This is a genomic window from Planomonospora parontospora (assembly GCA_014647935.1).
GTDB classification, from domain to species: domain Bacteria; phylum Actinomycetota; class Actinomycetes; order Streptosporangiales; family Streptosporangiaceae; genus Planomonospora; species Planomonospora parontospora.
Map to the genome: position 1 here is coordinate 192,170 of BMQD01000010.1, position 14,701 is coordinate 206,870.

Sequence of the window (14,701 nt, forward strand, 5' to 3'; positions counted from 1 at the left end):
ACCCGCCGGCGGCCGGCCGTGCGCGTCATGGAGCCGGGCCCCGGCCGGCGGGGGCCCGACGGGGCCCGGCCGGATCTCAGGCCCGACAGGCGGCCTCGACGCGGTCGGCGGCCTCGGCGATCGGGATCTCCTCCTTGACGCCGGTGGCCCGGTCGCGCAGCTCCGCGACGCCCTGGGCCAGGCCGCGGCCGATCACCACGATGGTCGGCATGCCGAGCAGCTCGGCGTCCTTGAACTTCACGCCCGGCGAGACCCCTGCGCGGTCGTCCACCAGCACGCGCAGGCCCCGTGCGTGGAGCTCCTCGGCGAGCCGGGTGGCGACCTCGACCTGGTTCTCCTTGCCGGTGCCCACGATGTGGACGTCGGCGGGAGCGATCTCGCGGGGCCACAGGAGCCCGAGCTCGTCGTGCCGCTGCTCGACGAGCACCGCCACCGCGCGGGAGACGCCGATGCCGTACGAGCCCATGGTGACGCGGACCGGCTTGCCGTCGGGGCCCAGGGCGTCGAGCCTGGCGGCGTCGGCGTACTTGCGGCCGAGCTGGAAGATGTGGCCGATCTCGATGCCGCGGTCGATGGACAGCTCCGAGCCGCAGGCCGGGCAGGCGTCCCCGGCGCGGACCTCGGCGGCCTCGATGGTGCCGTCGGCGGTGAAGTCGCGGCCGGCGACCACGCCCACGGCGTGCTTGTTCGGCTCGTTGGCGCCGGTCACCCAGGCGCTGCCCTCGACCACGCGGGGGTCGACGAGGTAGCGGATGCCGAGGTTCTCGAGGACCTGCGGGCCGATGTAGCCGCGCACCAGGCCGGGGTGCCGGTGGAAGTCCTCGGCCTCGAAGATGGCGGGCTCGCCGGGGGCCAGGGCGGCCTCCAGGCGCTTGAAGTCGACCTCGCGGTCACCGGGGACGCCGACGACCAGGACCTCGGTCTTGTCCGAGCCCGGGGTCGTCACCTTCACCACGACGTTCTTGAGCGTGTCGGCGGCCGTGACGTCCAGGCCGTGGTGCTCGTTGAGGTGGGCCACCAGCGACTCGATGGTGGGGGTGTTCGGCGTGTCCAGCACCCGCAGAGCCGGCCGCTCGCCGGTGGGCGCGGCCGGGGCGGGGGTGGTGACCGCCTCGGCGTTGGCCGCGTAACCGCAGTGGTGGCAGGCGACGAAGGTGTCCTCGCCGGTCTCGGCCGGGGCCAGGAACTCCTCCGAGGCCGAGCCGCCCATCGCCCCCGAGGTGGCGAAACAGATCTTGTAGGTGATGCCGAGCCGGTCGAAGGTGCGGATGTAGGTCTCGCGGTGCCGCTCGTAGGAACGCTTGAGGCCCTCGTCGTCGAGGTCGAAGGAGTAGGAGTCCTTCATGACGAACTCGCGCCCGCGCAGGATGCCGGCCCGGGGGCGGGCCTCGTCGCGGTACTTCGTCTGGATCTGGTAGAGCGTCACCGGGTAGTCCTTGTAGGAGGAGTACTCCCCCTTGACCATGTCGGTGAACATCTCCTCGTGGGTGGGGCCGAGGAGGTAGTCGGCGCCCTTGCGGTCCTTGAGCCGGAAGAGCGTGTCGCCGTACTCCGTCCAGCGGCCGGTGGCCTCGTAGTACTCCCTGGGCAGGAGGGCCGGGAAGAGCACCTCCTGGCCGCCCATCCGGTCCATCTCCTCGCGCACGACGCGGGTGACGTTCTCCAGGACCATCTTGCCGAGCGGCAGCCAGGAGTAGACGCCGGGGGCGACCCTGCGGACGTAGCCGGCGCGGACGAGCAGCTTGTGGCTCGGGACTTCCGCGTCTGCCGGGTCGTCCCTCAGCGTTCGAAGAAACAGCGACGACATGCGCAGCAGCACGGCTACTCCTAGATGGCAGGGAATCGGTGTCCTACAGGGTATCGAGCCCGGCGGGGCGGGCGCCTGCCATTAGGGTCCGCAGCCCGTCACGGCCCGGCGACGAAGAACAGGTGGGCGGTCGCCAGGACCGCACCCGCCAGGGCGGAGCGTACCGCCCCGGCCCCCCGGCGCAGCGAGAGGACCGCGGCGAGCAGCAGGACCGCGGCGATCTGGACGCTCCACGAGCCGGACTGCGCCGCCTCCACGGCCTCGATCATCAGGACGCCGGCGGGCAGCGCCGCGGCGAGGTCTCCCCGCGGGCCGTCCCGCCTGGTCGCGTAGGCCAGCAGGGCGCAGCCGGCGAGGGCGAGGAGCGTGACGCCCGGCACCGTGCCGTCGACCCCGACGTGGAAGGGGTGGTAGCCCGACGGGAAGGCCGCAGCGGCCAGGATCGGGACGACCGGCCCGAGGGCGGCGAGCACCCCGGCCAGCACCGCCCAGCCGAACCCCGCGGCGGTCCTGCCGGCGGCGAGGGCGAGGGCGAGGTAGGCGTAGGGGTCGTAGGCCGCGACGAGCGGGTCCGGCCCGTGGGCGAGCATCTCGCCGAAGGCGCCGAGCAGCAGCCCTCCGACGAGCGAGAGCATCATGTGCCAGAGGATCGCCCGCTCGCGGCGGTCCCCCGTAATGAAATCGAACGTGTCATTCTGTCCGGCCAAAGCCGCTGATCCCCCGATCCGTCCCTGCCCGTGGGCATGCGCAGCATATATGACCTGCAAGAACACACAAAAACGTTCAAGCCCTACTAAACAACCGGTCGCTTGCTTATGCTGCGCGTGTGCATCCTGACGACACCGCTTCCCTCCCGGCGGCCGCCGTGCCCGCGGCATCCCCGGAGCCCCCGGCGTCCGCGATCCCCGCCGGGCCGACCGGAGACGCCGGGATCGCCGGCACGGGCCTCACCGGGGACTCCGGGGACGTCGGCACGGGCCTCACCGGGGACCAGGCCGACCTCCGCGACGCCGTCCGCTCCTTCCTCGCCGCGCGTCCCGGCGCTCCCTGGGAGCGCCTCGCCCGGGAACTCGGCGTGGCGGGCCTGGCCGTGCCCGAGGAGTACGGCGGGGCGGGGTGCGGCACGGCCGAGCAGGCGGTCGTCTGCGAGGAACTCGGCCGCGTGCTCTCCCCCCACCCCTACCTGGCCACCGCCGTGCTCGCCGTCGAGGCGCTCAGGGCCGCCGCCGACCCCGAGGCGATGGCCCGGCTGCTGCCCGCCATCGCGGACGGCTCCCGCACCGCCACCGTCCTGCTGCCCGGCGACGCCGACCTGGTCCTGTCCCGGGGACGGATCACCGGCACCGCGCCCTGCGCGCTGGACGGCGAGGTGGTCCTGGCCTTCGCCGGCGACGAACTGGTCGAGGCCGTGCCCTCGTCCCGCACGCCGCTGACGACGCTCGACCAGACCCGCCCGCTCGTCGCCCTCTCCTTCGACGCAGTCCCCGTACGGCCCGCCGGAGACGGCGCGGCCCGCGACCGGGTCCGGGACGCGGGCGTCGCCTGCCTGGCGGCCGAGCAGGTCGGCGGCGCCGCCGCCTGCCTGGAGGCCGCCGTGGAGCACGCCCTCCGGCGCCACCAGTTCGGCCGCCCCATCGGTTCCTTCCAGGCCGTCAAGCACAAGCTCGCCGACCTGCTCCTGCTCGTCGAGTCCGCACGCTCGGCCGCGCTGGCCGCCGCCCGCGCCCTGCCCGGCGGGCTCCCGGTCGCCGCCGCGATCGCGGGCTCCTACTGCACCGAGGCCTATCTGGCCGCCGCAGGCGAGAACATCCAGATCCACGGGGGCACCGGCGTCACCTGGGAGCATCCGGCCCACCGCCACCTCAAGCGCGCCGCCGCCGACGCCCAGCTCTTCGGCCCGCCGCAGGCCCACCGTGCCCGCCTCGCCGCGGCCGCCGGTCTGTGAAGGTCCCGGCCCCGTCCGCGCGGGCACCGAACACCGCCCCGGACCACGCGGGCACCGCGGGCGCCGCTCCCCGCACCGGGCGGACCGTGCACGGCTCGGGAGCGCAGGGGGGTTCACCCGCCGAGGAGCTGCTCCCAGGGCTGTGGGGAGGGGCCGCGGCGGGTCGTGTCGAGGACCTCGGCCAGCCGCCAGGGGCCGAGGCGGGAGTGGGGAAGGTCCCGGCCGAGCGGGTCGACGGCCCGCAGCACGAAGCGGACGCCGACCACGTCGAGCTCGGCGGACAGCGGAGTGGCACGCCCGACGGGGTCCGCCGGGGCACCGGGCTCCCGGACCCGCTCGGCCAGCGTCTCCGCCACCTCGGCGGCGTAGGGCCCCTCGCGCCACTCGATGTGCCAGCTGTCGTCGGCCCCCCGCCACCAGGTCAGATCGCGGCACGACTCCATCAGCTCGGCCTCGCCGCCGAGCGCCGCCATCACCCGGCCGAACGCCTCGAACCGGTGGGCGCCCACCGGCTGGATCTCGTCGGGCGCACTCGCGGAGCGCCCGCCCCCGCCCGGTCCCCTCATGCATGGGAGCGTGCCAGTCCCGGGCCCGCACCCGGCCACGCTTTGCCGCTCCTTCGCCTCCTCCTCACGGGCTCCGCACGGGAACCATCCCTTCCCTTTCCCCTCCCCGGGGCGGATGCCGCCGGATGCATCCCCTGCGGGCGGTCGCAGGAGTACGTTGGAGGAAGCGCGCCCCTGCCGATGCGCGGCCACCGGCACAACCCCTGGGAGGCGACGTGTCACTGCGAGTCGCGGTCGTCGGATCCGGCCCCGCCGGGATCTACACCGCCGAGGCGCTGACGAGGCAGGCCACCGGCCCCGTTGAGGTGGACGTGCTGGAACGGCTGCCCACCCCCTACGGGCTGGTGCGGTACGGCGTGGCCCCCGACCACACCTCGATCAAGTCGATAGCCGGTTACCTGCGCCGGGTGCTGGAGCTGCCCGGGGTGCGCTTCCTCGGCGGGATCGAGTTCGGCCGGGACGTGAGCCGCGACGACCTGCTGGCCTGCTACGACGCCGTGGTCTACTGCACGGGCGCGATGGTGGACCGGCGGATGGGCGTCCCCGGCGAGGACCTGCCCGGCAGCGTGGCGGCCACCGACTTCGTGAACTGGTACTGCGGGCACCCGGACGTGCCCGCCGACCGCTTCCTGCTGGACAGCCCCGAGGTCGCGGTGATCGGCGTGGGCAACGTGGCGGTGGACGTCGTGCGGATCCTGGCCAAGACCGCCGAGGAGCTGCGTGCCACCGACGTGCCGGAGGAGGTCCTGTCCCGGCTGGCCGCCAGCCGGGTGAAGGCCGTCCACATGATCGGCCGCCGGGGGCCGGAGCACGCCAAGTTCACCCTCAAGGAGCTGCGGGAGCTCGGCGAGCTGGCCAACGCCGACGTGCGCGTGCGGCCCGAGGAGGCGGCGGCCTCGGTGGAGGGCCTGCCGCGGCAGGTCCGGGGGAACGTCGAGGTGCTGCAGTCCTGGGCGGCCCGCACCCCGGCGGGCCGCCCCCGCCTCCTGGACGTGCGCTTCTGGATGCGGCCGGTGGAGATCCTGGGGCGCGACCGGGTGGAGGCCCTCAGGCTGGAGCGGACCCGCCTGGCCGACGGCCGCGTCGTCGGCACCGGCGAGTTCGAGGTCCTCCCCGTCGGCATGGTCCTGCGCTCGGTCGGATATCGCAGCGTCCCGCTGCCGGGCGTCCCGTTCTCCGAGGCCACCATGACCGTGCCGAACGAGGCGGGGCGGGCGGGCGACCGCGAGTACGTCGCGGGCTGGCTCAAGCGCGGGCCCAGCGGCGTGATCGGCACCAACAAGTCCGACGCCGCCGAGACCGTCCGCACCCTGCTGGCCGACCTCGCCGGCCGTGCGCCGGTACGCCACGCGGACCTGGACCCGCTCCTCGCCCGGCGCGGGCTCCTGCCCGTGACCTACGACGGGTGGCGGGCCATCGAGGCCGCCGAGGCCGCCCTGGCCCGGTCTCTCGGCCGCGGCGAGCGGGTGAAGCTGGCCGGCGCCGCCGCGATGGCCGCCGTGCTGGAGGGCCTGGAGCCGCGCGAGGACGGGGTCCCGGACGGGACGGGACGCGCGGCGGGCCTGGCGGGCACGGAGGACGCCGAGGGCCTCGCGGCCCGGTGAGGCCGCCCGGCCCGGCAAAGAAATGATCTACCTGATATCAGGCCGAACCTCTACAGAATCTGATTCGGCTACCGATGAGGGCTTCGTGAACGGACCGTTGACCGACCCTGCCTCGAAGCCGGCGCCGAAGGCTCCCGTCACGGATCCGGTCCACTCCGGTTCCGGCGCCGGGGCCGCCGTGCCGGACGCCCTCTCCGCACCTGCCGCGCCCGCCGTACCCGCCGGGCCCGGCGAGGCGGCCGGAACGCTCACCGCGGAGGAGCTGTCGGCGGAGCTGGAGGCGCTGGAGATCACCAGCGGCTACAACATCGAGACGGCGTTCGACCGCGCGGTGGAGCTGGAGCGGGCGGCCGAGGAGCTCGGCGACGTCGTGCTGGCCCTGCGCGCGAAGCTGATCCAGGTCGACGTGCAGACCCGCTGGGGCGAGCTGACCTCGGTGATACCGGTGATGTGGCAGGTCAACCGGTGGGCGGTCGAGAACGAGTGCCGCCCGCTGCTGGCCCGCACCCACCTGCTGATGGCGCGGGCCTATCGCGATCTGGGCGATCCGGCGGCCTCGCTGGAGCACACGGTGAGCTCCGTGGAGGCCCTGGAGGAGAGCACGCACCCCCGCATCCGGCTGAGCCACCTGATGCGGCTGGCGGACGCGCTCGACGAGACCGGTTCCACCGAGGCCTCCCGCGAGCGCTACCGGCAGGCCGAGCGCCTCGCCGCCACGATCGACGTGGAACGGCACGTCACGGTCCTCAACAACCTCGCCTACGCCGAGTACGAGGCCGGCCGGTACGACCTCGCCTGGGAGTCCGTCGAGCGCATGCTGGCGATCAGCTCGGCCCACGACTACGAGCTCGACGTCTCCCACCTGGACACCATCGCCCGGCTCCAGATCCCGCTCGGCCACCACGCGGAAGCCGTCATGGCCGCCGAGACGGGCATCCGGATGTACGAGGACCAGGAGCTGAAGCAGGCGGCTGCGCTCCCCGAGATCCTGCTCACCCTGGCCATCGCCCAGCGCCACCTGGGCACTCTGAAAGACGCCCAGGCGAACCTGGACCGCAGCCGGTCGATCTGCGAGGAGCACGGCTACCTCAGGATCCTCGTCCCGCTGCAGCAGGAGCAGGCCGAGCTGCACGCCGCCACCGGCGACTACCGCCGCGCGTTCGAGGCGTACAAGGCCTACCACACGGCCGAGAAGGACCTGGTCTCCCAGCAGCAGGAGGCCCGGGCCCGCACCCGGCAGGCCATGTTCGAGGCCAGCGAGGCGCGCCAGGAGGCCGAGCTCTTCCGCGAGCAGGCCCGCCGCGACCCGCTCACCGGGCTGCGCAACCGCCGCTACGTCGACGAGCACCTGCCCGAGCTTCTCGCCGCCGCCGCCCTGACCGGCGACGCGGTGACGGTCGCGCTCGTCGACCTCGACCACTTCAAGCGGATCAACGACACCTGCTCCCACGACGTGGGCGACCAGGTCCTGGTCGCCGTCGCCAAGATGCTCGACGCCGTGCCGGATCCCGCCTGCGCCGGCCTGGGCTTCGCCGCCCGGATGGGCGGTGAGGAGTTCCTGGTCGTGCTGAGCGGGATCAGCCCCGCCGCCGCCGTCGCCCGGCTGGAGGAGCTGCGGGCCGCCATCGCCTGCCGCCCCTGGCAGGCGCTCACCGGGGAACTGCCCGTCACCGTGAGCATCGGCGTCACCGCCTCCCAGCCCCACAGCACCCAGGCCGAGCTCATCGCCCTGGCCGACGCGAACCTCTACACGGCCAAGCACAAGGGCCGCAACCGCGTCTGCGCCACCTCCAGCGCGCCCCTGGGGGAGCGGCGCCGCCACCGTGACGCCGGCGTCCGGTCGGAGGCGGAAGCGACCGGTACGGCACAGGCCGGTGGAGGACAGCCCGATGCCGGACGGCCCGGCATGGAGCGGCCCGGCATGGAGCGGCCCGGCGCGGGGTGAGGGCCGCAGACGGATCGTGAAAGAGCCGCGGGCGGATCGTGAGAAGAGCCGCGGGCGAGTTCCGGCGGCCCCGGGGCGGGTCCTAGGGTTCGGGTGACCCGCCTCTGCGGGCCGGTCCGCCCCGACGGCAAGGAGCACCACCGTGCGCGTCACGCTCGCCGACCCCCTGGCCCTGATCCCCGGCTTCGAGCAGGCCCACCGGGAGCACTCCGCGCGTTTCCCCCGGGCGGCGCCCCGCTGGCAGCCCGTGCACACCGTCTACGTCCCGGCCGACCGGTTCGGTCCGGGAACGGTGGCGGAGTGGGGGCGGGACGCGCTGGAGCTGCTCACCCGGCACCTGCCCGGTCCCGGACCCCTCGCCCGGGTCTTCGGCGTGCCGGAGGAGGCCGCCGCGCGGCTGCACCCGAGGATCGCGGCGAAGCTGGCCGCCGAACCGGTGGAGGACCTGCGCGTGGACTTCGAGGACGGATACGGCGTCCGCCCCGCCGAGGAGGACCGCGACGTCACCCGCGCCGCCTCGGCCGTCGCCGCCCTGCACGCGGCGGGGACGCTCCCGCGCCGGTGGGGACTGCGGGTCAAGTCGTTCGCCGACGGCGACCCCGGCCGGAGCCTGCGGACGCTGGACGGGTTCCTGACCGGGATCGTGGAACGGACCGGCCGGCTGCCGGAGGGGTTCGTCGTCACCTTCCCCAAGGTCCTCATGCAGGACTACCTGCACCAGTTCGCCGACTGCCTGGAGGCGCTGGAGCGGGGGCTGGGCCTGGACGGGGGGTCCCTGCGGTTCGAGATCCAGGTCGAGGCCGCCCAGACGCTCCGGTTCCTCGGCCCCGAGCTGGTCGCCTCCCTCGGCGGCAGGCTCTCGGCCGCGCACTTCGGCGTCTTCGACTACACCGCGAGCTGCGCGCTCCCCCCGCACGAACAGCGGCTGGACCACCCGGCCTGCGACCACGCCCGGCACATCATGCAGACGGCGTTCGCCGGGACCGGCGTGGAGCTGTCGGACGGCTCCCTCGCCGCCTCCCCCTCCTCCGGCGGCACCCGCGACGTACACGCCCTGTGGTCGCGCCACGCCGAACTGGTCCGGCACTCCCTGCGCCACGGCTTCTACCAGGGGTGGGACATGCATCCCTCGCACCTGGTCAGCCGCTACGCCGCGGTCTACGACTTCCACCTGCGCCACCACGCCGAGTTCACCCGCCGGGTCCGGGCCTTCCAGGAGCGGAAGGCGGCCGGGGGCGGCGTGATGGACGAGCCCGCGACGGTCCAGGCGATGGGCGCCGCGCTGCGCCGCGCGGAGCTGGCCCTGGGACGCCCCTGACCCACCGGACGCGCCTCGCGGGAGAGGAGCCGCCGGGCCCGGGATCTCCGGCACGGGGCGCCGGCCCCGGCGGTCAGTCGACCAGCTCCCGCCAGCGGCGGACCAGGTGCGCCTCGACCGGGTCCGACCACGACGCGCGCACCGCGCTCCCGACGTGGAAGGCGCGCACGCCGTACTCCAGCAGGGCCGGGACGTGACCGGGGCGCAGGCCGCCGCCGGCCAGGATGAGCGGGCCGTCGCCGGCCTCGCAGCGGGTCCGCAGCACGGACATGCCGTCCCGCACCCCGCCGGGCGCGCCCGCGGTGAGCACGGTGGCGAGGTTGGGCAGCAGCCGTACGGCCCGCCAGCCCGCCTGGACCTCGGCCGCGTGGTCCACCGCCCGGTGGAAGGTCCAGGGCAGCGGGGCCACCGCGTGGATCAGCGCCTCGGTGGCGGCCAGGTCGACCGCGCCGGTGGAGTCGAGGAAGCCGAACACGAACCCGGCCGCGCCCGCCTCGGAGAGGGCCCGGGCGTCGCGCCGCAGGCCCTCCAGCCGCTCGGGCGAGGCCAGGAACGAGGCCTCGCCCCGCAGCATGACCATCTGCGGCAGCCTGCACTCCTTGGCGATCGCCGCGACCGTGTCCACCGCCGGGGTGAGCCCGCCCGACGCCATGTCGGCGACGATCTCCAAGCGGTCGGCGCCGCCCTCTTCGGCGGCGACGGCGTCGCGCACGTCGAGCGCGATCACCTCAAGCAGGGATCCGGTCATGAAGTGAGGCTATCGGATGGCTTTGTCCGAGGATCGCCGCGGTTCACGGACGTTCCAGCAGGACCCTGTCCCGGTGGGCGGCGGCCTCGGCGGCCTCGGAGCGGGCCCCCGCGACGGTCCCGGCGGCGACCTCCGAGACGGCCCCGGTGACGGCTCCCGGGACGGCCGGGACCGCGCCGCGCAGGCCGCCGGGCCGCTGGAACAGCGCGCCCGAGGCACGGTGCGGCAGGTCGACCGTGCGCAGGTGGGCGAAGCGCTGCCGCCGGTAGTAGTCCTGCAGCCGCCGGTTCTCCTTGGCGCAGTCGAGCCGGAGCCAGCGCCGGCCCGCCGCGACCGCGCGCAGGCCCGCCCAGTCGAGCAGCGCCTCGCCCAGCCCCCGGCCGGAGTGGCCGCGCGCCACCGCGAGCTTGTGGACGTAGAGCGCCGAGGCGGGGTCGTCCTGGGCGGTCCAGAACTCGGGGTCGGCGTGGCCGTCCAGCGCCACGGTGGCGATCGGCCCGTCCTCCCCGTCCAGCAGGTACATGTCCCCTCTCTCGATCAGCGGGGCGATGCGCTCGGCCGGGAACCCGCCGGCGGGCCACTGCCGCACGCCCCGGCCGTCCAGCCAGGCGGCGGTCCGCGCCAGGAGCGCGAGCACCCCCGGCAGGTCCGCGGCGTCCGCCCGGCGCGGGGTGAGGCGCCGCGCGGAGACGGGGGCGGCGGGGGTGACGGAGGTGATGGTGCTGGAGTGCATGGTCGATCCCTTCGTTGCGCTGGGTGTGCGAGATGACACGGAAGGTGTCCGTCCGGTGACGCACGGCATCCGCGCCGGGCCAGGGAGCCCCCGCGCTAGGGGTCCGAGGCGGACTGGGGGAAGGGGACGCGCCCGCCCGCACGGCGGGCCTCGCCCGGTGGCCGCCTGCCGTACGGGCAGGGCGGAGGCCGTCCCATCAGGGCGGCCGGAGGGAGGTCAACGGCTTTTCAACTCGTACCGGATCAGGTGCTTGTCGGCGGGGAGCACCGAGACCGCGACCCGCACGGGGACGTCCTCCTCGTCGTATCCGACCCGGACGTAGACGACGACCGGCGTGCCCGACTGGAGCCGGAGCCGGTCGGTCTCCGAGCTGGTGGGCATCCGCGCCCAGATGTCGTCCACGACCCTCACCTGGGCGTGGCCGAGCTCCTCCAGCACCCGGTTGGCCCCCCGCGAGATGTCGCCGGGACGGGCGATCTCGGATCCGGAGACCAGCCAGAGCGGGAAGTAGGAGTCGTTGGTGTTGTACGGCTGCGCGTCCACGAACCGCAGCCTGCGGCGGACCACGGCGAGCCCGTCGTCGGGCAGCTCCAGCCGGCTGGCGATCTCCTCGGCCGGGTTCACGATCGACACCTCGATCTCCTGGCTCGGCTCGCGCCCCTCCTGGGAGACCGCCCAGGCGAAGGCCTCCCGGGTCTCCCCGGGCTGCGGCTGGAGCTCGCGCTGGGGGTGCATCAGCAGGGGGCGGCGCTCCCTGACCACGGTGCCCCGGCGGGGCGTCCGGGTGACCAGCCCCTCGTTGACCAGCTCGCCGAGGGCGAGCCGTACGGTGTTGCGGCTCACCTGGTGGGCGAGCATGAGCTCGGCCTCGGTCGGCAGCTGATCACCCGGCTTGAGCGCACCGGAGTAGATGGTCCTCCGGAGTTCGGAGGCCACCTGCTGATACAGCGTTGACCGAGCCATTTAGTCCCCTTTGTGCCAACAAAACTAGACGATTTGGTTCTAGTGGGGAACCGCCCCTTGACCTAGCCTCCCAGGAGCCGCATCATCCAATCGTTGGTACAAATCCATTGAAAGGCTCCACCCCCCCGACTCCCCAAGCGGCTGACCGCGTGAGGACCCCATCCCTCGCCGGGGTCCTCGCGCCACCGCACCGGGGAGAAGCGCGTCCTGGCGGGTCCCCCACGCCCGCCAGGGCGCGTCTTCCCGTCTCCGCGCCGCGGCCCTCCCCTTCCGCGCCGCGGCCCTTCCGCACCGCGGTCCCGCCCGCGAACGGCCGTCTCCCCGTCCCGGACCGCGCGCTCCCGGAGAACGGGACGGCGCCGCGCCGCGCCGCCCGCCCTCCCCTAGGTTGCCGGGCAGGCGAGCGCGGACCGGCGGCCCTCTCCCGCGGGGGGACGGCCGGACCGGGCGGAGGAGGCGAGACGACCGTGACGGGCTTCCGCGAGGAGATCCGCGCCTGGCTGCGGGAGCAGCTGGAAGGCGAGTTCGCCCACGCCCGCGGGCTGGGCGGGCCGGGCCGCGAGCACGAGGGCCACGAGGTACGGCTGGCCTGGGAGCGGCGGCTCGGCGAGGCCGCGTGGACCTGCCTGGGCTGGCCCCGGAGGTACGGCGGGCGGGACGCGTCCCTGGCCGACCAGGTCGCCTTCCACGAGGAGTACGCGCGGGCGGACGCCCCGGCCCGGGTCGGGCACATCGGCGAGGGCCTCATCGGCCCCACGATCATCGACTTCGGCACCGAGGAGCAGAGGCGGCGCTTCCTGCCCCCGATCCGGCGCGGCCGCGAGCTGTGGTGCCAGGGCTACTCCGAGCCCGAGGCGGGCTCCGACCTGGCCGGCGTGCGGACCCGGGCGCGGCAGGAGGGTGGCGAGTGGGTCCTCACCGGCCAGAAGACCTGGACCTCGCTGGCCCACGTCGCCGACTGGTGTTTCGTCCTGGCTCGGACCGAACCCGGTTCACGGCGGCACGCGGGCCTGTCCTACCTGCTGGTCCCGATGGACCAGCCCGGGGTGGAGGTCCGGCCCATCGTCCAGTTGACCGGCACCAGCGAGTTCAACGAGGTCTTCTTCGACGGGGCCCGCACGGCCGCGGGCAACGTCCTGGGCGCCCCCGGCGAGGGCTGGCGGGTCGCGATGGCCACCCTGGGCTACGAGCGCGGAGCCTCGACGCTCGGCCAGCAGATCGGCTTCCAGCGGGAGTTCGACCGCGTCGTGGAGACCGCCCGGCGCACCGGCGCGGCCGAAGACCCGGTGCTGCGCGACCGGCTGGTCCGGTCGTGGCTGGAGCTGCGCATCATGCGCCTGAACGCGCTGCGCACGATGACCTCCCTGTCGGCCGGGACGCCGGGGCCGGAGGCCTCGATCGCCAAGCTCTACTGGTCGGAGTGGCACCGGAGGCTGGGCGAGCTGGCGCAGGCCGTGCAGGGCAGGGCGGGGCTGGTCACCGACGGCCCGCCGTACGAGCTGAACGACCTGCAGCGGCTCTACCTGTTCAGCCGCGCGGACACCATCTACGCGGGTTCCAGCGAGATCCAGCGCAACATCATCGCCGAGCGCACCCTGGGCCTGCCCAAGGGCTGAGCCCCGGATGCGGCGGCCGTCCGTCTTCCGGTTTCCACGACGGACCGGGATCATTCGATCATGGCGTCCACACCCGGCGAAGCGATGGAGACCGGAGGCGGGAGCCCGCCACCCGGTGAAGCGGCGGAGGAGAGCCCGCCCGCCCGGCCCGCCGGTGTCCTCCGGCGCCGCCCGGGGGTCCGGGCGGGACGCGCCGGGGCCCGGACGGGGCGGGTCGAGGCCTCGACAGGACGGCCGCCGGAGCCGGGACGCGCCGGTACGCGGTGGCTCACCGCGGCGTTCGCGCTCGTCATGGCCCTCACCTGGGTCGCCCCGCCGTACCCCGCCGAGCAGGCGCTCCATCACTCGCTGACCGCGGTGGCGCTGCTGGCCCTGATCCCGCTCCGCCGGCACTACGCCCTTCCCCCGGCCTCGCTGGCCGCGGTGCTCGGCTTCCTCGCCCTGCACTCGGTGGCCGCGCGCTGGATGTACTCCTACGTCCCCTACGACGAGTGGAGCGCGGCGTTGGCCGGGGTGAGGCTGTCGGACGTCTTCGGCTGGGAGCGCAACCACTTCGACCGCCTGGTGCACCTCTCGTACGGCCTGTGCGCCGCCCCGGTGCTGGTCCGCTACCTGCGAGACCGGTGGGGCCTGCGCCCTCTCCCGGCCGTCGCGGCGGGCGTCGAGCTCGTCCTGTCGACGAGCGCGCTCTACGAGCTCCTCGAATGGGCGATAGCCGTCACCACGTCCCCGGAGATCGCCGAGGTCTACAACGGCCAGCAGGGCGACGTCTGGGACGCGCACAAGGACATCGCCCTGGCCTGCCTGGGCGCGCTGGCGGCCGCCGCTGTCATGCTGCTCCGGAGCCTGCGGGAGGCGGCGGCCGGGTCCGCGTCCCGTTCCTGACGCGGCCCCGCTCAGCGCGTGCGGGGAAACAGGACCGCCGCGGCGGCCAGCAGAGCGAAGGCGGCGCCCGAGGCGAGGGTGCGGACGGTGTTCCAGGCGTTCCACTCCGGCTCGTACCGCGCGCGCACGGCGGCCAGGTCCGGGGCCGTCGCGGCGACCGCGGCGAGGTCCTCGTTCAGCGGCACGTTCACCAGCAGGGTCACGCCCAGGCCTCCGGCCAGGTAGACCGCGAAGGCCGCCGCCACCAGCCACACCGAGGCCGACCGCCGTCCCGCGGCGGCCAGTGTGGCGGCGAAGGCGACCGCGGCGAACACCGGTGCCCCGAAGAAGGAGAGCGCGAACGGGATGTTGCGGACCGTCGCGTTGATCGCCTGCATGCTGAGCACGTAGGTGTCCTCGCCCACCCCGGCCAGGCCGCGGGTGACCGAGACCTCGTAGGCGTAGAAGAAGCCCGCGATGGCACCCATGGAGAGCAGCGCGACGACCAGGGCCGCGCGCGCCGCCGCGACGGCCGCACCCATCGGGGCGGCCGTCGAAGGGCCCGTCGAAGGGGCCGTCACAGGGGCCGTCG

General features: G+C 74.6%; 13 protein-coding genes. 6 read left to right on the forward strand and 7 right to left on the reverse strand.

Annotated features, from left to right (window positions below; genetic code table 11):
- Positions 1 to 76: 76 nt before the first annotated feature.
- Both IEZ07_RS17580 and IEZ07_RS17585 read right to left on the reverse strand, forming a co-directional pair.
- Positions 77 to 1,819, reverse strand: coding sequence for a proline--tRNA ligase (locus IEZ07_RS17580; RefSeq protein ID WP_191895736.1), 1,743 nt, complete (start codon positions 1,817 to 1,819; stop codon positions 77 to 79).
- Positions 1,820 to 1,905: 86 nt separating this feature from the next.
- On the reverse strand, positions 1,906 to 2,445 hold the full coding sequence (locus tag IEZ07_RS17585; protein WP_191895737.1) for a hypothetical protein: 540 nt from the start codon (positions 2,443 to 2,445) through the stop codon (positions 1,906 to 1,908).
- Positions 2,446 to 2,633: 188 nt separating this feature from the next.
- Here IEZ07_RS17585 and IEZ07_RS17590 point away from each other — a divergent pair, with 188 nt between their 5' ends.
- Positions 2,634 to 3,752 (forward strand): acyl-CoA dehydrogenase family protein, encoded by a 1,119-nt coding sequence (locus IEZ07_RS17590; RefSeq protein ID WP_239320082.1) that lies wholly within the window; start codon positions 2,634 to 2,636, stop codon positions 3,750 to 3,752.
- 113 nt (positions 3,753 to 3,865) lie between these two features.
- Here IEZ07_RS17590 and IEZ07_RS17595 read toward each other — a convergent pair whose 3' ends face one another.
- Positions 3,866 to 4,318 (reverse strand): hypothetical protein, encoded by a 453-nt coding sequence (locus IEZ07_RS17595; protein WP_239320083.1) that lies wholly within the window; start codon positions 4,316 to 4,318, stop codon positions 3,866 to 3,868.
- Positions 4,319 to 4,533: 215 nt separating this feature from the next.
- On the opposite strand from IEZ07_RS17595, the gene IEZ07_RS17600 reads away from it, so the two are divergent.
- The 3 genes from IEZ07_RS17600 to IEZ07_RS17610 all read left to right on the forward strand — a co-directional run bounded on the left by IEZ07_RS17600 (position 4,534) and on the right by IEZ07_RS17610 (position 9,185).
- Positions 4,534 to 5,922 (forward strand): FAD-dependent oxidoreductase, encoded by a 1,389-nt coding sequence (locus tag IEZ07_RS17600; RefSeq protein ID WP_239320084.1) that lies wholly within the window; start codon positions 4,534 to 4,536, stop codon positions 5,920 to 5,922.
- Positions 5,923 to 6,007: 85 nt separating this feature from the next.
- A complete protein-coding gene (locus IEZ07_RS17605) occupies positions 6,008 to 7,867 on the forward strand; it encodes a tetratricopeptide repeat-containing diguanylate cyclase (RefSeq protein ID WP_204054398.1) in 1,860 nt (619 codons plus the stop codon).
- Between the two features lie 142 nt (positions 7,868 to 8,009).
- Positions 8,010 to 9,185, forward strand: coding sequence for a DUF6986 family protein (locus IEZ07_RS17610; protein WP_191895740.1), 1,176 nt, complete (start codon positions 8,010 to 8,012; stop codon positions 9,183 to 9,185).
- A gap of 73 nt (positions 9,186 to 9,258) precedes the next feature.
- Here IEZ07_RS17610 and IEZ07_RS17615 read toward each other — a convergent pair whose 3' ends face one another.
- The 3 genes from IEZ07_RS17615 to IEZ07_RS17625 all read right to left on the reverse strand — a co-directional run bounded on the left by IEZ07_RS17615 (position 9,259) and on the right by IEZ07_RS17625 (position 11,629).
- On the reverse strand, positions 9,259 to 9,933 hold the full coding sequence (locus tag IEZ07_RS17615) for a copper homeostasis protein CutC (protein WP_191895741.1): 675 nt from the start codon (positions 9,931 to 9,933) through the stop codon (positions 9,259 to 9,261).
- Between the two features lie 43 nt (positions 9,934 to 9,976).
- Positions 9,977 to 10,666: a GNAT family N-acetyltransferase gene (locus IEZ07_RS17620; protein ID WP_204054399.1), complete on the reverse strand. Its 690-nt coding sequence runs from the start codon at positions 10,664 to 10,666 to the stop codon at positions 9,977 to 9,979.
- 216 nt (positions 10,667 to 10,882) lie between these two features.
- Entirely contained in the window at positions 10,883 to 11,629 is a 747-nt protein-coding gene (locus tag IEZ07_RS17625; protein ID WP_189236776.1) for a GntR family transcriptional regulator, read from the reverse strand.
- Positions 11,630 to 12,096: 467 nt separating this feature from the next.
- Here IEZ07_RS17625 and IEZ07_RS17630 point away from each other — a divergent pair, with 467 nt between their 5' ends.
- Both IEZ07_RS17630 and IEZ07_RS17635 read left to right on the forward strand, forming a co-directional pair.
- Positions 12,097 to 13,245: an acyl-CoA dehydrogenase family protein gene (locus tag IEZ07_RS17630; protein ID WP_191895742.1), complete on the forward strand. Its 1,149-nt coding sequence runs from the start codon at positions 12,097 to 12,099 to the stop codon at positions 13,243 to 13,245.
- A gap of 60 nt (positions 13,246 to 13,305) precedes the next feature.
- Entirely contained in the window at positions 13,306 to 14,130 is an 825-nt protein-coding gene (locus tag IEZ07_RS17635) for a DUF2238 domain-containing protein (RefSeq protein ID WP_204054400.1), read from the forward strand.
- 11 nt (positions 14,131 to 14,141) lie between these two features.
- Here the strand turns inward: IEZ07_RS17635 and IEZ07_RS17640 are convergent, their stop codons facing one another.
- Positions 14,142 to 14,651, reverse strand: coding sequence for an anthrone oxygenase family protein (locus tag IEZ07_RS17640; RefSeq protein WP_191895743.1), 510 nt, complete (start codon positions 14,649 to 14,651; stop codon positions 14,142 to 14,144).
- Between the last annotated feature and the right edge of the window lie 50 nt (positions 14,652 to 14,701).